Source organism: Cnuibacter sp. UC19_7 (genome assembly GCF_042699995.1).
Lineage (GTDB): Bacteria > Actinomycetota > Actinomycetes > Actinomycetales > Microbacteriaceae > Cnuibacter.
Genome location: NZ_CP170560.1, coordinates 1,992,158 through 2,013,293 on the forward strand (window position 1 = coordinate 1,992,158; position 21,136 = coordinate 2,013,293).

Genomic DNA, 21,136 nt, shown 5'->3' on the forward strand with positions numbered 1-21,136 from the left:
CCATCACCTCGACACCGATTACGCCGAAGCGGCATCGAAATGCGGGGAGCTTCGGCGGAATCGGTGCGCTGGCGTCAGCGTGCGCGCGAGCGCCGCGGGCGCAGCGGGGTACGGACGGCGAGCACCGCCCCGCCGAGCACCAGCATGAGCGCCCCGGCGCCCGCCCACAGCGGCGGCATACCGCTGGCCGCACCCAAGCCCGTCGCGGCGAGCTGCGCGCCGGCACTGCCCGCACCGCCGGCACCCGAACCGTCACCGCCGTTCGCGGCGACCACCGACACGGGGGCCCACCCGGCGAACTCCGCGATCCGGTCGAGCACCGCCACGGAGTGCGGCCCCGCACCGAGATCGGCCGGCACCACCGCGGTGGCCGTGCCCGACGCATCCGCCTGCACCCAGCCGCCCGCCGTGGGCGACGAGAACCACCACGTGTAGTACCACTCGCCGGCCGAGAGCCCCGAGATCGTGGTCTCGGCGCCCGCCGTCGCCGTCGCGGGCGTGGTGATCGCGCCACGCGACGCGTCGGTGAGCTCGGCGGCATCGACCGCTCGCGGTTCGGCGGCGGGGGCGACGGTCTGCTCGGTCCAGCCCTCGCTGCGGTGCAGCACGAGCCCGATCGTCACCTTGCCCTCGAGCGGGGTGACGTCGACCGTCGCCGACCAGGTGCCGTCGTCGCCACGTTCGAGCGCGCCCGTGAGCGCCTCCACGCCGACCTGGAAGTCGGACAGGATGTAGTCGACGCCCACCAGGTCGTCGGCGCCCGGCACGGTGATGAGCAGCGGGCCCTTGTCGAGCAGCAGGACGTTGTCGGCCGTGCGGATCGACGGCGCCGCCGTCGCCCCCGCCGGCAGCGGGTCGCCGAGCGTGAGAGACACCGTGACCGTCTCGCCCGCGTCGACCCCGACGTCGCGCACCCAGAGCGGGCTGTACCGGTCGTCGTCGGGCAGCACCGCCAGCTGCCAGTCGTCGGGCTCGAGCCCGTCGAACACGACCTCGCCCGCCTCGTCGGTCTCGCTCTGGATGCGCACCACGCCATCCGGGGAGCGGAGCGTGACGGGCATGTCGGCGACCACGGCACCCGACGGATCGCGGAGCTCGGCCTGGATCGAGCCGGTCTCGCCGGCGTAGACGTCGACGATCTCCGGCTGGCCCGACTCGACGACGAACGACGCCCCGCTGCGGGCGAGGGAGACGAAGCCCCAGCCGTCGGCGTAGCGGTAGACGGCGAGCTGATACGAGCCGGCCGCGCCGGGGAGGACGTAGCCGCCGTCATCCTGGGCCTCGACGGCGAAGTGCTCTCCGTCGAAGGGGTCGGCAGGCGGATCCTGGCCCGCCTCGACGAGCACGAGCGCGAAGCGGCCGGTGGCGCCGGTGACGTTCCCCATCAGGGCCCCGGCAGCCTTCAGCCTGCCGTCGACCTGCACCGTGCCTCCGTCGGCCACGGCGATCGGCACGGCGCCGGACGCGTGGACCGCGTCGGGGTAGAAGGTGGGCGGATAGCCGTAGGGAGCCTCGGCATCCTGCACCAGGGAGGGGCGGAACTGCACGATGTACGCCCCGGCCTCGACCGGGATGCTGTACCGACCCTGACCGTCGGTGGTCACCGCGGCCACGATCGTCCTGCTGTCGGCGGTCGAGACCACCACGTCGCCGGGGATCGGCGTCTGCGCGAGCGCCGACGCCATGCGGCCGCTGATGACCCCTCCCGTCGGGTCGGCGGAGGCGGCGGTCACGCCGACCGTCGCCCCGCCGAGCACGAGCCCGGCGGTCGCCGCGAGCGCGAGGACGGCGCGCCGCCAGACGCGCGCGGTCGTTCCGCGCGCACGCGACGCCGACGCACGCGAGGCGCGGCGGCGAGCGGCGGCGGCCTCGCCTCGGCGCTCTGCCGCAGCGAGCGACCCGCGCCGCGACGCGGCCCGGCGGCTCACCGGCGCGCCTCGGAGCGGACCACACGCCGCCGCACGAGGACGACGATGGCCCCGGCGACCAGCAGCGTCACCGCGATCCCGCCCGCGACGTACGCCGCGGATCCCGTGGCGGCGAGCTGGCCCGAGGCCGAGCCGCCCGACCCCGCACCGCCCGAGGCCGAGCCGCCACCCCCGCCCCCGCCCGCCGCGAGCACCGCGACCGGCGCCCAGCCGACGATCTGCCGCTGCTCGCTCACGAGCGCGACCGTGTGGTCACCCGCCGCGAGAGACGCAGGGACGATCGCGGTGACCGCGCCCGACGCATCCGCCTGCAGCCAGCCGCCGGCCCTGGGCGACGAGAACCACCAGGCGAAGTACCAGGCATCGGCGGTGAGGCCCGAGATCGTCGTCGCGGTGCCGGCCGTGGCGGTCGCCGCCGTCTGCACGTCGCCGCGGTTCGCGGCGACGAGGTCGGTGTCGGCGACGGCGAGGGGCACGGCGACGGGCATGATCGTCTGCGCGGTGAGGCCGAGGTCGAACTCCTGGGTGAAGGCGATGCTCGTCTTGCCGACGGTGCCGCTCAGGTCGATGGTCGCGGTCCAGGTGCCCGACGCATCCTGCGTGAAGTCGCCGGTGAGCGGGGCAGGGCCCTCGGTGTCGTCGGAGACGATGTAGCTCACACCCTCCAGGTCGATGCTGTCGGGCAGGGTCAGCGTGAGCGGGCCGCGGTCGACGAGGAGCACCCCGTCGGACGTGCGGGTCGCGGGCGACGCCGTCGCGCCCGGCGGGAGCGGGTCACCGACGGCGGACGTGATGTCGGACGCCATCCCGCCGGCGACGAGGAGACCGCGGACGAAGAGCGCCGCGTACGGCGAGTCGAAGTCGGAGAGCACCGACATGTCCCACGTTCCGGGCTGCAGGTGCGTGAAGACGGCGTGCCCGCTCGAGTCGGTCGTGACCTCGCGGCCGAGCCGCCCGGAGCCCTGCTGCGTGCCGATCCAGACGTCGACGTTCGCGTAGGGCCTGCCGTCGGGCAGCTGGATGATGGCGTCGAGCGAGCCCGACTGCTGCAGCGTGGCGTCGACTCCGGACACCTGCCCGCCGCTCGTCACCTCGATCCGGTCGAGGACGAGGAGCGGGTAGGTCGCCTCGTGCGTCTCGGGGTCGGCGGCGTAGACGACGGGGAGGTACGAGCCGGGCGCGATCCGGTAGTCCCAGGTCTTGTCGCCGCCCGCGTACGCGAGCTGCTCGTCGGCACCGGGATCGACGGGAGGGGTGCCCCCCGTCGAGAAGAGGATCCAGTACTCCGGATCGGGGCCGGCGACCGTGCCGCTCACCTTCCCGGCCGCGACCAGCGCGGAGTCGACGAAGAGCGTGTCGCTGTGGGCATTGACGACGACCGTCTGGGCGTCGGCCGGGGTCGGAGCGTTGGGGTACCACGCCCGCGCGAATCCGAAGGGGGCGGCCTCGGTGACGTAGTCGCTGTCCGGGACGAACTGCACGAGATAGCTCCCGGCCGGGGCGGGCAGCTCGTAGCTCCCGTCGCCCTGCACCGCAGCGCTCCGGTAGCCGCCCGTGCCGTCGGCGAGCCTGGCCTGCACGATGCCCGGCACCGGGTCGCCGGATGCGGTGACCATCCGCCCGGAGATCGTGCCGTCGTCGGTCGGCACGGCCGTGGCGACGGATGCGCTCCCCACCACGAGCGCGACGCTCGCGATCGCCGCGGCGACCGCTCCGGCCAACCCTCTCGCCATCCTGGATCTGCGCACAGCCCCGCCCTTCGTCGTCTCGGTCGGAGGCTAGCAGCGGCCGACGTCACTCCCGAGGCTGGGGTGAGATAGCCGCATCCACCCCCGTTCGGGCGTGTTTGCACTATCTCGCCGAGAGTGTAAAGTTGCACTCCATGAACGAGAGTGCAGTCACGCTGCGAGACGAGCGGAAGGCCACGACCTCCCGCCGTCTCAAGGAGGCGGCGCGCACGCTGACCGCCGAGCGCGGCCTCTCGGGCTTCACCATCGAGGAGCTCTGCTCGGAGGTCGGCGTCTCGCGCCGCACCTTCTTCAACTACTTCGCGTCGAAGGAGAACGCCGTCATCGGCATCCCCATCGACAGCGACCGTGAGGCGATCGAGCAGGCCTTCGTCGAGGCCGGGCCGACCGGGCTCGACTCCATCCTCGACCACCTGCTCGAGCTGCAGATGGCACGGTGGGCCACCGTCGACCTCACCCATGACGACGTCCGCGACCTGTTCCAGGCCTTCGAACGCGAGCCCAAGCTGCTGCAGATCGCGCTGCGCCTCGCCAACGAGGGCGAGCGCGGCGACATCGCGCTCGTCGAGCGGCGCGAGGCGCTGCCCGACGGCGACGTCCGGGCCGCCACCGCGGTGCAGGTCTTCGGCGCGCTGCTCCGCGCCAGCGTCGAGGAGATGTTCCGCGCCCACGGCGGCGATACGCCCGACGACCTCCGCATCCTGCTCCGCCGCCGACTCGAGGTGGCGCGCCAGCTTCTCGCCTGACAGCCACCGCAGCCGCCGCCCGTCACGCGGCTCACCGCATCCGCCCCGAACCCCTCACCGCATCCGCTCCGAGCCCCTCACCGCATCCGCTCCCCCGCAGCCCTCCTCGACCCTCTCATCGCGAAACGGACACCATGACCGCCACCGCCCCGGCCCCGCTGCTTCTCACGAAGCGGCGCATCTGGATCATCTTCAGCGCCCTCATCGCGGGCATGCTCCTCTCGAGCCTCGACCAGACCATCGTGTCCACCGCGATGCCCACGATCGTCGGGCAGCTCGGCGGCGTCGAGAACCAGGTGTGGATCACCACCGCCTACCTCCTCGCCACCACGATCGTGATGCCCATCTACGGGAAGTTCGGCGACGTGCTCGGGCGCCGCAACCTCTTCCTCTTCGCCATCGCGCTGTTCACGCTGGCGTCGGTCGGATGCGCCTTCGCCACCGACTTCTGGATGTTCGTGGTGTTCCGCGCCATCCAGGGCCTCGGCGGCGGCGGGCTCATGATCCTGTCGCAGGCGATCATCGCCGACATCGTGCCCGCCAACGAGCGCGGCAAGTACCTCGGCCCGCTCGGCGGCATCTTCGGCCTCTCTGCCGTGGCCGGCCCCCTCCTCGGCGGGTTCTTCGTCGACCACCTCACCTGGCAGTGGGCGTTCTACATCAACATCCCGGTCGGGATCGCGGCCTTCGTCATCGCTCTCGTCGCGCTGACGCTGCCCAACAAGAAGGCGACGCAGCCGATCGACATCCTCGGCGTGCTCTTCCTCTCCGCGGCCACGACCTGCCTCATCTTCTTCACCGACTTCGGCGGCAGCAAGGACCACGGCTGGGGCGCGATCGAGACCTGGGCGTGGGGTGTCGGGCTCGTCGTCGCGGCCGCGCTGTTCATCTTCACGGAGTCGCGCGCCAAGGATCCGATCATCCCGCTCGGCCTGTTCAAGAACCCGATCTTCGTCAACGCGACCGCGATCGGCCTCACGCTCGGCATCGGGATGTTCGCCGCGATCGGCTTCATCCCGACGTTCCTGCAGATGTCGTCGGGCACGTCGGCCGCCGCCTCCGGGCTGCTGATGCTGCCGATGATGGTCGGACTCCTCGGCACGTCGATCGCCTCGGGCATCATCATCACGCGCACCGGCAAGTACCGGCTGTTCCCCATCCTCGGCACGCTCATCACCGCGGCGGCGATGGTCGCGATGACCACGCTCGCGGCGACCACCCCGGTATGGCTGATCTGCGTGTACCTGTTCTTCTTCGGTGCGGGGCTCGGCCTCATCATGCAGGTCGTGGTGCTCGTGGTGCAGAACGCCGTGCCCGCGGCGCAGATCGGTGTGGCGACGAGCTCGAACAACTACTTCCGCGAGGTGGGCGCCGCGCTCGGCACCGCGGTGTTCGGCACGATCTTCACCACGCGCCTCAGCGAGAACCTCACGAGCGTGTTCACGCAGGCCGGCGCCTCAGCGGCCGATGCGTCGCAGGCCACCGCGACCCTCGACCCGCAGGCGCTCAACCAGCTGCCCGAGGCAGTGCACCAGGGTGTCGTCGACGCGTACGCCGACGCGCTCGCCCCGGTGTTCTGGTACCTGCTGCCGTTCATCGCCGCCGCGTTCGTGCTGTCGCTGTTCCTCAAGCAGATCCCACTGCAGGACGTGTCGGGGCTGGTCGCCCGCGGCGAGGCCATCGGCGGTGAGGAGGCGGAGCGCCTCGAGGCCGAGCAGCGCGCCGCCCGCGGCGGCGCCGCTCCGGCCGCCGCCGCGGGTTCCGCCGAGCCCGTCGCGCCCGCGCGGGAGTCCGCCGAGCGCGAGTAGCCGTCACCTCGACACCGAATACGGGAAAGCCCCGCCGTATACGCGGGGCTTTCCCGTATCCGGTGTCGAGGTGAGGCCCGCACGCCCCTGCCTGCGCGAGAAGCGCGCCGTTCCTCCGGCCGGTCAGCCCCGGTGGGCCGCGACGTTCACCACCGTGCCGTCGGGCGCGCGCACGAAGAAGCGGCGGATGCCCCACGGCTCGTCGGTCATCGGGTACACGATCTCGAGGCCGCGCCGCTGCGCGTCGGCGTAGGCCTCCTCGACGTTCGACACCTCGACGCTCACGTCGACGTCGCGCACCTTGGCGTCGGCGGCGGTCGGATCCGCGACGATCACCTGGGTCGTCTCGACGTCCGGCGACTTCAGCATGAGGAACCCGGGCTCGTCCATCCCCGGTGTGAAGCCGAGGAAGTCGACCCAGAACCCGCGGCTCTCGGCGAGGTCGTCCGTCCTCACGACGGGGATCGCCCTCCTGATGCCCATGCCCGGACCCTACTCCCGGCACCGCTCGGGCCGGTACGGTGGAACCGCGCCCGCTCCTCGCGCGGCGACCGCCGCCCCGAGGAGGACATCCCATGAGCACCGCAGCCCGCCCGATCTCGGGCACGCAGCACCGTCTCGAAGCGCACGGCTACGTGCTCGACGTCGCGAGCATCGGCGCCACCGTGCGCCGGCTCACGCACGAGGGCCGCGACCTCGTCGTCCCGTTCGAGGCCGACGAGCTGCGCCCGGCGTACCGCGGCGCGGTGCTCGCGCCGTGGCCCAACCGCGTGGTCGACGGCCGCTACACCTGGGACGGGACGGAGCATCAGCTCGCCCTCACCGAGCCGAGCCGCGGACACGCCCTCCACGGCCTGGCCCCCTGGCTCGACTTCACCGCCACCGAGGTCACGTCCGACTCGCTCACGCTCACCGCCGTCGTCGAGCCGCAGACGGGCTACCCGTTCCGCGTCGAGGTGGCGGTCCGCTACCGCCTCGACGCCGACGGGATGCAGACCACCGTCACGGGCACCAACCTCGGCACGGGCGTCGCCCCGTTCGGCACCGGCCCGCATCCGTACCTGGTCGCCGGCGGCAGCCCGCTCGACGAGTGGACCCTCACCCTGCCCGCCGAGACGGTGCTCGAGGTCACGCCCGACCGCCTCATCCCCACCGACCTCGCCGCGGTGGCGGAGGCCGAGGGCGGCGCGTTCGACTTCCGCTCCCCTCGGGTGATCGGATCCACCGAGATCGACCACGCGTTCACCGACCTCGTCCGCGACGGCGCGGGCGACACGACGGTGACGGTGACGGATGCGGACGGCCGCGGCGTCGCGATGACCTGGGGCGCCGATTGCGGCTGGGTGCAGATCCACACCGCCGACCTGCTGCCCTCGCAGGGCGTCACCCGCCTCGGCCTCGCGGTCGAGCCGATGACCTGCCCGCCGGATGCCTTCAACTCGGGCACCGACCTCCTCCGCCTCGGCCCCGGCGACTCCGCCACCGCCGCCTGGCGCCTCCACGCGATCGACTGACCCCCGCCCGCTGCCCGGCGCCCGCCGCTCGGGCACGGTGGACCCACTAGCCCGACGCCGGGGCCGAGGGCCCCGTTACGCGACGTACTCCTGACGAAAGGCCCCCTCCATCGCGTCGGCGATGTGGATGAAGTCGCGGTCGCTGTGCAGCACGATCGCGTCGTTCGCGACGGCGTAGGCGGCGATGAGGCAATCGAACGCGGCGGCGGCCCTGACCCGTCCGGTCGTCCACGACGCCCGCTGGATGCTGAGCGCCAGCTCGACGGTCGGGTGCACCGAGGCGGGGAGGAGAGCCCCCATGTCGGCGCGGAGAAGGTCGTGCTCGTCCGGAGTCCGCGCCGAGCGGCAGTACTCGAGCACCTGGGGCGGACAGGTGATGATGAGGTGCTGGGGCGACAGCTCGCGCAACCGGCCTGCGATCCGAGGGCTCCGGCCCGCCTTCCGCCAGACGCTGTTGTCGACGAGGTAGACGCTCATCCCGCCCGGCGGTCGGCCGCGGGCGGCTCGATCGTCGGCGCGTCGATCTGGTCGTCGTCGAAGCGACGCCCGATGATCGTCTCCACCGCGGCGGTCTGACGGCGTACGGCGATCAGCGTCTTCAACGCGATGTCGACCGTCTCGCGGTTGCTGGATGCGCCGAGCAGCCGCCGCGCGGTGCTCAGCTCGACGGGATCGATGTCGATGGATGTCACTGCCACCTCGCCTCCTCCCGCCTACATAGAACTTCATATAGGCGGGAGGAGGCGGATCAAGGCTCAGTCGCTCTGAAGGACACGACGACGGCGGAGGCGCCAGGTGAGGGCGGCGCCCCCGGCGATGAGGGCGGAGGCGGCGAGCAGGGCGCCGGGGAGCGCGAAGCCCGTGGAGGCGAGGTCGCCCCCGTTCGAGCCGCCCGTACCGCTGCCGCCGCTCGAACCCGAGCCGCCGCCCGAACCGGGATCCGTGCCGCCGGGCGTACCCGGCCCCGTGCCGGGGCCGCCCGCGGCGGTGACCCCGAAGGTCGCTCGGGCGAGCTCGGCACCGCCCATGGACGCGACGACCGTGTAGTCACCGGCGGCCGCAGAGGCGGCGACCGGGAGGTCCTCGGTGAACGCGCCGGCCGCATCCGTGTGCGCCGTCACGGCGCCCAGGTCGGGGGTGGTCGTGAGAGCGATATCGGTGTCGGCAGGGAAGCCCGAGCCGGTGACGGTCTGAGTGGAGCCCGCCGCGACCGTCGGCGAGCCGACGGCGAGCGCGGGGGTCGGCAGCGCGTTGGGCGAGAACGTCACCGTCGCGCCGGTCGACACCGAGCGCGTCGACACCGGCACCGTGAGAGTGCGGGTCGCCGCGTCGTACGTCCATCCGGAAGCAGCGGCGGCCGCAGCAGCACCCGCAGCCGCACCCGCACCCGCAGCGCCCGACGGCACCGCGACCCCGTCCACCAGCACCGTGACGGGCTCGTCGACGTTCGAGAACTCCGCCGTCCACGTGCGGTCGGTCACCTGCCCCGCGAACGATCCCGCCGCGGGGGCGATCGCGAGCGTGCCGCCCGCTCCCTGCTGCGCGTACGTGACGGCGGTGGTCGCCGACTGCACGACGTCGGCCGCGCCGCCGTCGTCCTCGTAGAGGTCGAAGGAGCCGTCCGCGCCTGCGGCGATCGAGAGGGTCACGTCGGTGAGCGGAGCGGAGGCGTTCGGGACGTCGGCGCTGCGGGAGGGCACGATGCCGCCTGCGCGGACGAACACGGGCATCCGGTCGAGCCCGGTGGTGACGGTGGCGGTGGTGCCGCCGGCGTGCACCTCTCCGGTGAACCAGTCGACCCAGTCGTCGCCCGCCGGGAACCAGACGGAGGTGTCCGCGGTCTCGCCGGGTGTGGTGACGGGGGCGACGAGCACGTCGGATCCGTACAGGTACTCGCGCCCGGCCTGGCCGTACGCCTCCTGCTGGTCGGGGTACTGCAGGTACAGCGGACGGGTCACGGGCACACCCGTCGACTGCGCCTCGGCGGCCAGCGTGTACGACAGCGGCACGAGGTTCTCGCGCAGGTTCAGGAACTGCGACGCGGACGCATCCGCCGCCTCGCCGTACTGCCAGGGCAGCCGGTCGCTGTGGTTGCTGTGCAGCCGGTCGATCGGCTGGAAGGTGCCGTACTGCACCCACCGCGCGTAGAGGTCGTCGGCGAGCTGGGTGCTGTCGGGCTCGGCGCCCGGATGGGTGTCGCCGCCGGTGTGTCCGCCGATGTCGTGGCTGATGGCGGACAGACCCGTCGCCGCCGACTCCCCGGGTGTGTACCCGACCTGCGCCGCGAGCATCTGCCACGTCGAGACGGTGTCGCCCGTGAAGTGCAGCGTGGTGCGCTTGTCGGCCCACGGCCCGGTCGGAACGGGCTGGGGGTTGCCGTAGCCACCCGCGGTGAGCGACCCGTACGCCCGCGAGAACGCGAACCCGCGCCCGTCGAGAGCGGCGGAGGTCTGGTTCGCGTACTGCTGGTTGATGAGCGCATCCGGGGTCACGCCGGGCTGCGAGTACTGCGATCCTTCGCTGCAGCACCAGTCGAGCCACCACAGGTCGACGCCCTGGTCCTGGATGTCGGTGTGCAGGTCGAAGTACGCCTGCAGCTGGGCGGGGTCGGACCAGTCGAAGAGGTACTTGTCGCCGCTCTGCGTGAGCGCTCCGTTCGCCGTGGCCTGCGCCGCGGGGAACTTGGGGTCGTTCGCGCCGATGGTGGGGTGGATGTTGAGGGTGTTGTGGATGCCGCGCGACTCGAGCTCGGCGAGGAAGGCCGCCATGTCGGGGAAGCGGGTGGTGTCGATCTCCCACCCGTTCCACTTGTCGGGCGACTTGTAGTCGGTGTCGACGGCCATGAGGTCGACGGGCACACCCTCCGACGCGAAGCGGTCGGCGATGGCCAGGAACTCCTCCTGCGTGCGGTCGTAGTACTCGGAGTACCAGACGCCGTACGCCCACTGCGGCAGCAGCATCGACGGTCCGGTCAGCTGCGCGAGCTCGCCGAGCGCGTGCTCGTAGTCGGTGCCGTAGGCGAAGAGGTAGCCGTCGGAGTAGTCCGCCCCGCCGTGGTCGCGGGGCGTGATCTCCTCGGTCGCCGGGTCATAGAGGGCGGAGGCGGTGTCGTCGACGAGCGACCAGCCGTCCTGGTAGAGCAGGCCGGGGTTCGTCTTGACGGAGCCGTTCGCGGTGTCGAGGTCGCGGCGGTACCCGCCGAGGGCGGCGTGGGCCGCGAGGATCGGCGAGTCGGATGCGGTGAGCGCGACGGTGTCGACGTTCAGTTGGCAGCTGTCCGCATCCGGGCACCCGAGGACGACGTCGTTCGCGCCGGCGGCGAGGTCGACCGGGGCCGAGACGGTCTGCCAGTAGTCCCATCCGCTGGTGGCGGGGAGGTCGACGGTGGTCGGCGCGGCCGAGCCGACCTGGACGGAGACGGGACGCGACGTGGGCTGACCGTTCGCGTAGCGGATCTGCAGGGCGTAGGTGCCGGCGGCGGGGACGTCGGTCACGTGCACGGTCTGCGTCGCGCCCTGGCCGAGGCCGGCCACGAAGGAGTCGCCCGAGAAGCCGTTGTGGTCGGTCGCCGGGACGGCGCCGCCCGCGAGCGTCGAGGACTCGGCCTCGCAGACGCTGCCGAAGGCGCAGTCCGCCGCGGCAGGCGTGGTGACCGGACCCGGGTAGTCGGTTCCGCGGGTCACCAGGGCGAGGCTGTCGACGTTGACGTTGCCCGAGTCTCCGGCCGTGCGCTCGACGCGGACGGTGTGCGCTCCGGCGGTGAGGTCGAGCGGCGCGGTGGCGAGCGCCCAGGTGTCCCAGCTGTCGGTGGGGGTCAGCTGCAGGGTCTGCGCCGCGCCGCCGTCGACCGTCACGGTGAGGGTGCGCGTGGCGAGCGAGCCGTCGCCGGGACGGTTGTTCGCGTAGCGCAGCGTGAGGTCGTAGGCGCCGTCCGTCTCGACGTCGGTGTCGAACGAGAGCGCGTTGCCCACGGCCTCGAAGCCCGCCACGAAGCCGCCGCCGGTGTAGCCGGTGTGGTTCTTCGCGACCCCGAGCCCCTGGAGCGTCAGCGACTCCGCCTCGCAGAGCACTCCGATCTCGCACGAGGGGGCGCTGTCGTCGGGCCAGGGCGCCGCCGTCACGTCCTGCCCGGTCGAGGTGGTGAGCGAGAGGGTGAGGTTGTCGGGGCCGAAGTCGCCCGAGCCCTCGCGGTAGCGCACCACGGCACTGCCGGTGTCGATCGTCAGCCAGCCGTCCGCCGACGAGGTGGTGAACTGGGCGGGCGCGAAGCCGCCGCGACCGATGACGTTGAACGTGCCCGCGTCGTCGAACCGCCCGTCGCCCGCGTACTCGGTGCGGATGAGGGTGGGCGACAGCACCTGGAACCGCGCATCGCCCGACACCACCGTCTGCGAGGCCGCGACCTCGCCGGGAGCGGCGGCGGGCGCCGCCACGGCGGCACCGCCCGCTCCCGCGGCGAGCGCACCCGCGGCCAGGCCGAGGAGGGCGACGGCGGAGGCGCCGAGGCGCATCCGATGACGGCGGCGGGGTGAGGACTGCATACTTCTCCCTCGAAGTGGTGACATGCGGTGAGGTCACTCAACAGCATCCGGGCCTGTGTGTCAACGTGAGACAGAGGTGGGTGTCCGCGACGGCGACCGCCGGCATGTCCACTCTCCCCGTCACAGTGCGTAACCGCATTCGCCGTCCACGCCGGGGCGATGCTCTGATCGAGGGATGATCTCGCTGCGGAACCTCCGCAAGACCTACGGCCGTGGCCAGGGCGTCGTCCGCGCCCTCGACGACGTCTCCCTCGAGGTGACGAGAGGAGAGATCTTCGGTGTCGTCGGCCGGAGCGGTGCCGGCAAGAGCACGCTCCTCCGGACGGTCAACCTCCTCGAGCGTCCGGACTCCGGGTCGGTGGAGGTCGACGGGGTGGAGATGACCACGCTCGATCAGGCCGGACTGCGGCGGGCTCGCCGCTCCGTCGGCATGGTCTTCCAGCACTTCAACCTGCTCTCCAACCGGTCGGTGCAGCAGAACATCGAGTTCGCCCTCGAGGCGGCCCGCACGCCACGTGCCCGCCGGCGCGCTCGTGCGGCCGAGATCCTCGAACTGGTCGGTCTCGAAGGCCGCGGCGGGTCCTATCCCGCGCAGCTCTCCGGCGGCCAGAAGCAGCGGGTGGGCATCGCCCGCGCGCTCGCCGCCGAGCCCACCGTTCTGCTGAGTGACGAGGCGACCAGCGCGCTCGACCCGGAGACGACCGACTCGATCCTCGACCTCATCCAGACGATCAACCGCGAGCTCGGGCTCACCGTGCTGCTCATCACGCACGAGATGGAGGTGGTCAAGCGCATCTGCACCTCGGCCGCACTCCTGGAGGACGGCCGGATCGTCGAGCACGGCGAGGTCACCGAGCTCATCAGCACCCCGGGGTCCCGCCTCGCGGGCCAGCTCTTCCCCCTGGCGGCGCCGCAGCCCGACGACGGGCCGACGGTCATCGACATCACGTTCTCGGGCGGCACCGCCGACCGGCCCGTGATCGCCCGACTCGCCCGCGACCACCAGCTCGACGTCAGCATCCTCGGCGCGGTCGTCGACCGGATCGGCGGCACCCAGGCCGGCCGAACGCGACTGGCGCTGCCGGTGGCGGGCACGGCGGCCGACGCCGTCATCGCCGACCTGCGCGGACAGGGCCTGCTCGTCGACGTCCTCAAGGGAGGCCGGTCGTGATCGACTACGGTTCACCGACGTTCTGGAGCGACCTCCTCGAGGTCCTCCTCAAGGGCACGCTCGAGACCCTCTACATGACCGGCGTGGCGACGCTCCTCACGGTCCTGATCGGGCTGCCCCTCGGCATCCTGCTCGTCGGCACCGAGAAGGGCGCGTTCCTCGAGCGCAGCCTCGGCCCGGTCTGGGTCGCGCGCACCGTGAACCGCGTCCTCGGGTTCATCGTCAACGTCGGCCGGTCGGTGCCGTTCATCATCCTGATGATCGCGCTCATCCCGCTCACCCGGCTCATCATCGGCACCTTCGTGGGCACCACCGCCGCGATCGTGCCGCTGACGATCATCGCCATCCCCTTCTTCGCCAGGATGGTCGAGATCGCCGTCAACGACGTGCCGACCGGGCTCTACGAGACCGCGGACTCGCTGGGCGCGACGAAGTGGCAGCTGGTGCGCCGCGTGCTCCTCTCGGAGGCGCTCCCCTCGATCCTCCTCGGGGTGTCGACGACGATCACCTCGATCATCAACTTCTCCGCCATGGTCGGCGTGGTGGGCGGCGGCGGTCTCGGGAACGTCGCGATCACCTATGGATTCCAGCGCTACAGCTGGGTCCACATCGTCTTCGTCGTCCTGATCCTGTTCGCGATCGTGCAGATCGTGCAGTTCGCGCTGACCAGGATCGCCACCGCCGTGTCGCATCGGAGCACCACAGCAGCACTGCCGAAGGATGCGGAGCTCACCATCAACCCCGCACAAGGAGTAGCCACATGACCGTCCGATCGACCCTTCTCCGCACCGGCGCCGCCCTGGTGACCGGCGCCCTCGCGATCACCCTCGCCGCCTGCTCGGGGGGTTCGTCGTCGGGCTCCGGCTCGAGCGACGGCTCGGCCGACGGCGACCTCGGCACCATCAAGGTGGGGGCGCTCGCCACCCCCGCCGGCGACATCCTGAAGTGGGTCCAGGACAACCTGGCCGAGGAGGCCGGCCTCACCATCGAGTGGACCGAGTTCACCGACTACAACACCCCGAACCCGGCGCTCTCCGACGGCAGCACCGACGCGAACCTCTTCCAGAACTCGACGTTCCTGAAGACCTACAACACGCAGTCCGGAGGAGACCTGGTGAGCGTCGGCGAGGTCTACCTCCCCGCCGCCGGCTTCTACTCCGACAAGTACGACAGCGCCGACAATCTCCCGAACGGAGCGAAGATCGCGATCCCCAACGATCCGACGAACGAGGGCCGTGCGCTGAAGCTCCTCGCCTCGGAGGGACTGATCGAGGTCTCCGACGACGTCACCAACCTCGACGGCATCACCGACAACCCCAAGGACTTCCAGTTCACGGAGATCGAGAACGCGAGCCTCGCCCTCGCCGTGCCCGACCAGGACGCGGCCTTCGTCACGGCGACCTTCGCCCTGCCCGCGGGCCTCACCGAGGACCAGGCCATCGTCATCGAGAACACCGACTCGAGCTACTACAACGTGCTCGCGACGACCCCGGCGCTCGAGAGCGACCCGCGCATCCAGAAGCTGTACGAGCTGCTGACCGACCAGCGCACGAAGGACTACATCACGCAGACCTGGAAGGGCCTCATCGTCCCGGTCGCGTGACGCGACGCATCCGCGTCGAGACGCGAGAAGGCGCCCTCTCCCCGCACGGGAGGGGGCGCCTTCTCGCTGATCGGCGGTCTTCGGCGCTCAGCTCGTGAGGTTCACGCCGCCGGTCTGGATGCCCGGGTGGTCGCGCTCGAGCGCGGCGCCCTCCATGTCGACGTTCGGGATGATGCGGTCGAGCCAGCGCGGCAGCCACCACGCCGCTCCTCCGAGCAGGTGCATGAGCGCGGGCATGAGCAGCATCCGCACCACGAAGGCGTCGAGCAGCACACCGAACGCGAGGCCGAATCCGATCGAGCGGATGAGGGTCGACTCCGAGAAGATGAACCCGCCGAACACGCTCACCATGATGAGCGCGGCCGCGATCACGACCGACCGCCCCGCGCGGAAACCCTGCGCCACCGCAAGACGGGCAGGAGACCCGTGGACGTACGCCTCCCTCATCCCGGACGCGAGGAACAGCTGGTAGTCCATCGCCAACCCGAACAGGATGCCGATCAGGATCACAGGCAGGAAGCTCAGGATCGGCCCGAAGCTGTGGAGCCCGATCAGCGACGCGCCCCATCCGAACTGGAACACCGCGACGATCAGTCCGTAGGTGGCGAACAGCGACAGCACGAACCCGCCCGTCGCGATGAGCGGCACGAGCAACGACCGGAAGACCACGATCATGATGAGCAGCGACAGCCCCACGACGACGACGAGGTAGAGCGGCAGTACGTCGGCCAGCGCCTCGGAGATGTCGATGTTGATCGCTGCCTGGCCCGCCACGCCGAGCGTGATGTCGCCGTCGATCGGGGCCATCGAGCGGAGGTCCTGCACGAGGCGCTCGGTCGAGACGCTGTTCGGCCCCTCGGTCGGCTTCACCTGGAAGGCGATCACCGAGTTGTCGTCGGAGGAGGCGATGGGGGCGAGCGCATCCACCGAGGGCTGGTCGGAGATCGCCTGCGCGATGTCGACCTGGGTCTGGAGGAGCTCGTCGTCGCTCACGCCACCTGGCACGGTCGCGACCACCAGCAGAGGCCCGTTCGCGCCCTCGCCGAACTCCTGCTGGACCGTCTCGTAGGAGCGGTAGCTGGTCGACTCGGCGGGCTCGCTCGATCCGTCGGGGAGTCCGAGCCGCATCGAGAGCGCCGGGATCGCGACCACGAGCAATGCGGCGACGGTGGCGAGCACCGTCAGCACGGCGCGGACCGTCGACATCGGCTTCACCGTGCTCTTCGCGTGGTGGTGATGCCCGATCGTGGCACGCTTGCGCTTGGTCAGAAGGCGGGTGCCGACGAGGCCGAGGATGGCCGGCGCCAGGGTGACCGCGACGAGCACGGCGATCGCGACGCACGCGGCGCCGACGGTGCCCATGAGCCCGAGGAACGGGACGCCGGTGACGTTGAGCGCGAGCAGGGCGACAATGACCGTCGATCCGGCGAAGACGACGGCCGTGCCGGATGTGCCGGTGGCGAGACCGATCGACTCCTTCACGGGCACTCCGGCGAGCACCTGCTTCCGGTGCCTGTTCACGATGAAGAGGGAGTAGTCGATGCCCACCGCGAGGCCCAGCATCACGCCGAGCACGGGCGTGACCGACGCCATGTCGACGACGCCCGAGAAGGCCAGCGACGCCGTCACCCCCACACCCACACCCAGCAGCGCGGTGACGATGGGCAGCGCGGCCGCGATCAGCGACCCCAGCATCACGATGAGGACGATCGCGGCGAACAGCAGGCCCACCCCCTCACCCACACCGAAGATCTCGGGGACGCCCTGCGCGATGTCGGTGCCGAAGTCGACGGTGGTGCCGTCGACCGGCGAGTCCTGGAAGTGCGCGATGGTGGCCTGCTTGACCTCCTCCGGGAGGTCGAGGCGCGGCACGGTGTACGAGACGTTGACGATCGCGGTCGAGCCGTCGGCGGAGACGACGCCGATGCCGTCGGCGAAGTCGAGCAGCTGCTGCCCGAGCTGGGCCTTCTTCTCGCCCGCGTCGAGCTGCGCCCGATTGGCGTCGAGCTCGGCCTGCTGCTGCTGGAGGGTCGCCGTCTGAGCGTCGAGCTCCTTCTGCTGGGCGTCGAGGGCGGCGAGCTGCGCGGCGGGCGCCCCGGCGGCCTCCGCCTGCGCGCGGGCGGCGGTCAGCTGCTGCTGCCCGGCGTCGAGCTGCGCCTTGCCCGCGTCGAGCTGCGTCTGCCCGGCCTCGAGCTGGGCACGGCCGTCGGCGACCTGCTTCTGGCCGTCGGCGAGCTGCTGAGCCTGATCCGCCTGCTGCTGCGTCACCGCGAACGGGTCGATGACCTTCGCCACGTCGTCGAGGTCCTGCGCGCTCGCCGCGAGCGCCGAGATCTCCTGCTTCTGCGCATCCGTGAAGGCCGACCCGTCTGTGGTCTTGTAGACCACAGTGCCTGTGCCGCCGGCCGTGTCGGGCAGCGTCTCGGCCAGCTTGTCGGTCACCTCGCCCGACGCGGTGCCGGGGATGTCGAAGCTGTTGCTGAGCGTGCCCCCGAGGGTGAGGAACGCGGTGACGGCGAGGCCGAGGATCACGACCCAGGAGACGATCACCGCCCAGGCCCGGCGTGCGGCGAAGGAACCGAGTCGGTACAGGAGAGCGGCCATGCTTTCACAATACGCGACGTCTCGTCTAGTTCCTGCGGGTAGCCTGAGTGGATGAACGAGCACCGAGCCGGGCCCGTCCGCAGTGCTGCGGCACGCGACGCCATCCTCGACGCGACCGCCCGCCTGTTCCACTCCGTGGGCTACGAGAACCTCACGATCGAGGGCATCGCCCGCGAGGCCGGCGTGGGCAAGCAGACCATCTACCGCTGGTGGCGATCGCGGGGTGCGCTCATCGCCGAGTGCCTCACCGACGGGCGCCTGTTCCCCCTCGAGTTCGAGGTGCCCGAGACGGGCGACGTGCTGGCGGATGTGGAGAGCTGGCTCGACGTCGTGCTGTCGGTCCTCGAGGCGCCCAACGGCACGGCGCTCATGCGCTCGCTCCTCGCGGCGGCGGCCGAGGATCCGGTCGTCGGCGAGCATCTCGGCGCGACCCTCGGCGTCAACCGCTTCCTCGCCGAGCGCCTCTCCGTCGCCGTGAGGGATGGGCAGCTCCCCGATGACGCCCCCGTCGACCAGCTCGGCGACGCCATCCTCGGCGCGATCATCTTCTCCTCACTCGGCCACGACACCACCACCACCGCGGCGGGCGCCCGCGCCCTCGTCCGCTACCTCCTCCGCCCCGCGTAGCCGCGCCCCGCGGGTGCGTCGAGCGGCGAGCTCTAGCCCCTTCCAGAGCCCGCAAGGGGCCACAAGTCGCCGTTCGACGAACGGCTGACGCACCACGCGTCATCCGGGCGGCGTGAGAGAGTGGGGCGTGCCCTCCCCGCAGACGCTGAGCGACGACCGACGGCGGGTGGTGGCGGCGTGGGCGGCGGACTGCGCCTCGCGCGTGCTGCCCCTGTTCGAGGCCGAGGCGCCCGACGACGGGCGCGCGCGGGACGCGATCGAGCGGGCACGCGGATACGCGCGGGGCGAGCTGGATGCCGCGGGCCAGATCCGAGTGCGGTTGGTCGCGGGACGCGCGGCCGCGTCCGCGACGTCGCCCGCGGGAGCGGCCGCGGCGCGCGCGGCGGCGCAGGCCTCGGGCGTGGCGCACATGGGCGCGCACGCACTCGGCGCCGCGGCCTACGCGGCGAAGGCCGTCGGCCTCGCCGCGCCGGGTGATCCCCACGCCGTCGACGACGAGATCCGGTGGCAGCTCGCCGCCGCCGATCAGCGGGTTCGGGAGGCCCTCCGCCTGCTGCCGCCGCTCGGCACGGACCGGTCGGGCCCGCTGGGCACCGGACTCCTCACCGCGGGAGTCCTGGGCTCCGCCATCCGCACCCTGCAGGAGCGTCTGGCCGAGCAGCGGTAGGCGACCCTGCCGACCCGCGCCGCTAGGAGCGCGCGGCGCGGCGGCGCAGGCCCACGACGAGCAGAGCGGATCCGGCCATGAGGACGAGGGCACCGAGCCCGAGACCCGTGGCGGCGCCCGGCACGTCCGCGCCGGTCGCGGCGAGCTGCACGCCGTTGCCGCCGCCGCCGGCGGGCACCGGCACAGGAGCCGGGGGCACCGGGGCCGGCGGCACCGGCACACGAGGCAGCGCGGCGAGGAACGCCGCCGCATCGACACGACCCGCACCCGTCGCATCCTCAGGGGTGACGCCGTTGAAGATGTTCGGCACCTCGTCGGCCGTCGACGTGAGGGCCGACCGCACCTGCTGCGGCGTGGCCTGCGGGCTGAGCTGCAGACCGAGGGCGGCGACGGCGGCGACCGACGGGGCGGAGGCCGAGGTGCCGGTGAACGAGTAGACGCCCGGACGGCCGCTGACGGGCTGGCGGCGGTCGAAGAAGTTCGTCCACCCACCGTCGACGCCGGTCACGTCGGGCGCGCCGACGATCGGCGCGGGGAGGGCGGCCGTGCTCGGGACGGGCTCGAAGTAGAGCGTCGCCGGGCCGGTGCCGCTGAAGGGCTCGAGCGTGTCTGGCGTCTCCGCGTTCGCCGCCACGACGCTCACGGCCGAGGGGGTGCCGGCGTGGCCGTAGATCGACGGGCCGACGATGTCGCCGCCGACGCTCTGGTAGTACTCGGCACCGCCGAGGTAGCTGCCGAGGAAGATCGACTTCACCCGCGGCAGCGATGCCGCCACTCCGCCCGTGGTGCTCCGCACGATCACGAAGTCGTACGCGCCTCCGGTGGGTGTGAAGTTGATGACTCTGACGGGGTTGACGCCGGCGAACGGCGCTCCGCCGACGATGGCGCCGTTCGAGTCGAGCACGACCCCAGTGAGCTGCGTGTCGGCCGCGCCGAACGGCTGGGCCCACTGGAGCATGATGCTCGAGACGCCTCCGCGGAGGTTCGGGTAGAGCAGCTGATCGGTCGGATCGCCCGCCCCGGTGGGGCTGAAGTCGAGGCAGTCGCCGGTCTCACCGGTCTCGGCGAGCGCCGCGTCGATGACGGCGGGGCAGTCGGTCGGGCGGTACGCGGGGGTCTCCCAGGAGGAGATGACGGAGCCGGTGCTCGGCCCGACCCTGCCGATCGAGGTGTCGTTGCCCGCCGCGGTGAAGAACGGGACACCCCGGCTCTCCGCCCCGCTCACGGCGTTCGAGATGGTGCCGTCCTGGAACATGAGCTCGTCGGCGTAGCCGAGGTCGTCGACGATGATGTCGGCTCCCGCGTCGAGGAGCGCATCGACGGAGCTCGCGAAGGCCACCTGGTTGTTGCCGCCCGAGGCGAAGGCGAGCGTCGCGCCGGGGGCGATGCTGTGGACGAGCTGCGCCATCGCGCGGCCCTCATCCGAGCCGGGGTCGGCCGACTCGCGGACGACCTGGACCGGCTGCGAGTACCCGCACGGGTTGCCGACGCCGGGGAGCAGACCCGCCGCGACGTCGTCCGCGGGCGTGGACAGCGGATCGACGGCGGTGCCGAACGAGTCGGAGATGATGCCCACCTTCACGCCCGAGCCGTCGACCTCGTACAGCTCCTGCGCCAGCGGCACGTCGAGCGGGGCGGCGAGGTTCGCCGGCACGGTGCGGCAGTCGTCATCCCCCGCCGCGGGCACCGCGCCCACGGGCGCGGCGACGGCCTCACGCGCCGAGCCCGACGTGCTCGGAGCGAGGCTCTGCGCCACGCTCGCGACGTGCGGCAGCGCGGCGACCGCGTCGAGCTGAGACGCGGGGACGGTCGCGGCGATCACGAAGTACTTCGCGGCGACGTCGTCGACCGTGCCCAGCGCAGCCAGCGCCGCGACGTCGGCGTCGGTCGGCGTCGTCGAGTAGTTGACGGTGACGGCGATGCCGTTCTCCGAGATCTGGAGCCCCGTCGGGCCGGCGCCGAACACGCCAGGAGACGCGGTCGCGGCGTCGATCTGCTCGTTCGCGACAGCCGGGTCGCTCGAGAGGTCGAGGTCGGATGCGACGGCGAGCCATCCGGACAGCTTGTCCGACGGGTCGACCCCGGAGACCGGCGCCGCGGAGGCCGTGCCCGCGGTCATCAGGATCGCCCCTGCGGCGATGGTGACTGCCGCGCACTGCGCAACGGCCCTGGTGAGTGA

At 72.0% G+C, this 21,136-nt stretch carries 16 protein-coding genes; 8 read left to right on the top strand and 8 right to left on the bottom strand.

Annotation, left to right across the window (positions count from 1 at the left end; all coding sequences use genetic code 11):
- Window positions 1–74: 74 nt before the first annotated feature.
- On the bottom strand, window positions 75–1,928 hold the full coding sequence (locus ACFJGV_RS09395; RefSeq protein WP_378148585.1) for a collagen binding domain-containing protein: 1,854 nt from the start codon (window positions 1,926–1,928) through the stop codon (window positions 75–77).
- Window positions 1,925–3,676: a hypothetical protein gene (locus tag ACFJGV_RS09400; RefSeq protein ID WP_378148587.1), complete on the bottom strand. Its 1,752-nt coding sequence runs from the start codon at window positions 3,674–3,676 to the stop codon at window positions 1,925–1,927. The genes ACFJGV_RS09395 and ACFJGV_RS09400 overlap by 4 nt, the downstream gene beginning before the upstream one ends.
- Window positions 3,677–3,810: 134 nt before the next feature.
- Between ACFJGV_RS09400 and ACFJGV_RS09405 the strand changes: the two genes are divergently transcribed.
- Both ACFJGV_RS09405 and ACFJGV_RS09410 read left to right on the top strand, forming a co-directional pair.
- Window positions 3,811–4,422, top strand: a complete 612-nt coding sequence (locus ACFJGV_RS09405; protein ID WP_378143635.1) for a TetR/AcrR family transcriptional regulator — start codon at window positions 3,811–3,813, stop codon at window positions 4,420–4,422.
- A 134-nt stretch (window positions 4,423–4,556) separates the two neighbouring features.
- The gene (locus tag ACFJGV_RS09410; protein ID WP_378143636.1) at window positions 4,557–6,230 is read left to right on the top strand and encodes an MDR family MFS transporter; all 1,674 of its coding nucleotides are present in this window, start codon (window positions 4,557–4,559) and stop codon (window positions 6,228–6,230) included.
- Window positions 6,231–6,353: 123 nt separating this feature from the next.
- Here ACFJGV_RS09410 and ACFJGV_RS09415 read toward each other — a convergent pair whose 3' ends face one another.
- Window positions 6,354–6,713, bottom strand: a complete 360-nt coding sequence (locus ACFJGV_RS09415; protein ID WP_378143637.1) for a VOC family protein — start codon at window positions 6,711–6,713, stop codon at window positions 6,354–6,356.
- Window positions 6,714–6,805: 92 nt separating this feature from the next.
- On the opposite strand from ACFJGV_RS09415, the gene ACFJGV_RS09420 reads away from it, so the two are divergent.
- The gene (locus ACFJGV_RS09420; protein WP_378143638.1) at window positions 6,806–7,744 is read left to right on the top strand and encodes an aldose 1-epimerase family protein; all 939 of its coding nucleotides are present in this window, start codon (window positions 6,806–6,808) and stop codon (window positions 7,742–7,744) included.
- Between the two features lie 75 nt (window positions 7,745–7,819).
- On the opposite strand, the gene ACFJGV_RS09425 is transcribed toward ACFJGV_RS09420, so the two are convergent.
- Genes ACFJGV_RS09425 through ACFJGV_RS09435 form a run of 3 tightly spaced genes read right to left on the bottom strand, consistent with a single transcriptional unit; the run spans window position 7,820 to window position 12,285 of the window.
- Complete coding sequence (locus ACFJGV_RS09425; protein WP_378143639.1) at window positions 7,820–8,221, bottom strand: PIN domain-containing protein; 402 nt, start codon at window positions 8,219–8,221, stop codon at window positions 7,820–7,822.
- Window positions 8,218–8,442 carry a type II toxin-antitoxin system VapB family antitoxin gene (locus ACFJGV_RS09430; RefSeq protein ID WP_378143640.1) on the bottom strand — a complete coding sequence of 75 codons (225 nt, stop codon included), beginning with the start codon at window positions 8,440–8,442 and terminating at the stop codon, window positions 8,218–8,220. The genes ACFJGV_RS09425 and ACFJGV_RS09430 overlap by 4 nt, the downstream gene beginning before the upstream one ends.
- Window positions 8,443–8,499: 57 nt before the next feature.
- Complete coding sequence (locus ACFJGV_RS09435) at window positions 8,500–12,285, bottom strand: TIM-barrel domain-containing protein (protein ID WP_378143641.1); 3,786 nt, start codon at window positions 12,283–12,285, stop codon at window positions 8,500–8,502.
- A gap of 175 nt (window positions 12,286–12,460) precedes the next feature.
- Here ACFJGV_RS09435 and ACFJGV_RS09440 point away from each other — a divergent pair, with 175 nt between their 5' ends.
- Genes ACFJGV_RS09440 through ACFJGV_RS09450 form a run of 3 tightly spaced genes read left to right on the top strand, consistent with a single transcriptional unit; the run spans window position 12,461 to window position 15,059 of the window.
- Window positions 12,461–13,456 carry a methionine ABC transporter ATP-binding protein gene (locus ACFJGV_RS09440; RefSeq protein WP_378143642.1) on the top strand — a complete coding sequence of 332 codons (996 nt, stop codon included), beginning with the start codon at window positions 12,461–12,463 and terminating at the stop codon, window positions 13,454–13,456.
- A complete protein-coding gene (locus tag ACFJGV_RS09445) occupies window positions 13,453–14,220 on the top strand; it encodes a methionine ABC transporter permease (RefSeq protein ID WP_378143643.1) in 768 nt (255 codons plus the stop codon). Before ACFJGV_RS09440 ends, ACFJGV_RS09445 begins: the two co-directional genes overlap by 4 nt.
- Entirely contained in the window at window positions 14,217–15,059 is an 843-nt protein-coding gene (locus ACFJGV_RS09450) for a MetQ/NlpA family ABC transporter substrate-binding protein (RefSeq protein ID WP_378143644.1), read from the top strand. Before ACFJGV_RS09445 ends, ACFJGV_RS09450 begins: the two co-directional genes overlap by 4 nt.
- 87 nt (window positions 15,060–15,146) lie before the next feature.
- Here ACFJGV_RS09450 and ACFJGV_RS09455 read toward each other — a convergent pair whose 3' ends face one another.
- Window positions 15,147–17,663: an MMPL family transporter gene (locus tag ACFJGV_RS09455; protein WP_378143645.1), complete on the bottom strand. Its 2,517-nt coding sequence runs from the start codon at window positions 17,661–17,663 to the stop codon at window positions 15,147–15,149.
- 51 nt (window positions 17,664–17,714) lie between these two features.
- On the opposite strand from ACFJGV_RS09455, the gene ACFJGV_RS09460 reads away from it, so the two are divergent.
- Window positions 17,715–18,290 carry a TetR/AcrR family transcriptional regulator gene (locus tag ACFJGV_RS09460; RefSeq protein WP_378143646.1) on the top strand — a complete coding sequence of 192 codons (576 nt, stop codon included), beginning with the start codon at window positions 17,715–17,717 and terminating at the stop codon, window positions 18,288–18,290.
- Window positions 18,291–18,417: 127 nt separating this feature from the next.
- Window positions 18,418–18,957: a putative immunity protein gene (locus ACFJGV_RS09465; RefSeq protein WP_378143647.1), complete on the top strand. Its 540-nt coding sequence runs from the start codon at window positions 18,418–18,420 to the stop codon at window positions 18,955–18,957.
- A 22-nt stretch (window positions 18,958–18,979) separates the two neighbouring features.
- On the opposite strand, the gene ACFJGV_RS09470 is transcribed toward ACFJGV_RS09465, so the two are convergent.
- Complete coding sequence (locus ACFJGV_RS09470) at window positions 18,980–21,076, bottom strand: S8 family serine peptidase (RefSeq protein WP_378143648.1); 2,097 nt, start codon at window positions 21,074–21,076, stop codon at window positions 18,980–18,982.
- Window positions 21,077–21,136 lie beyond the last annotated feature (60 nt).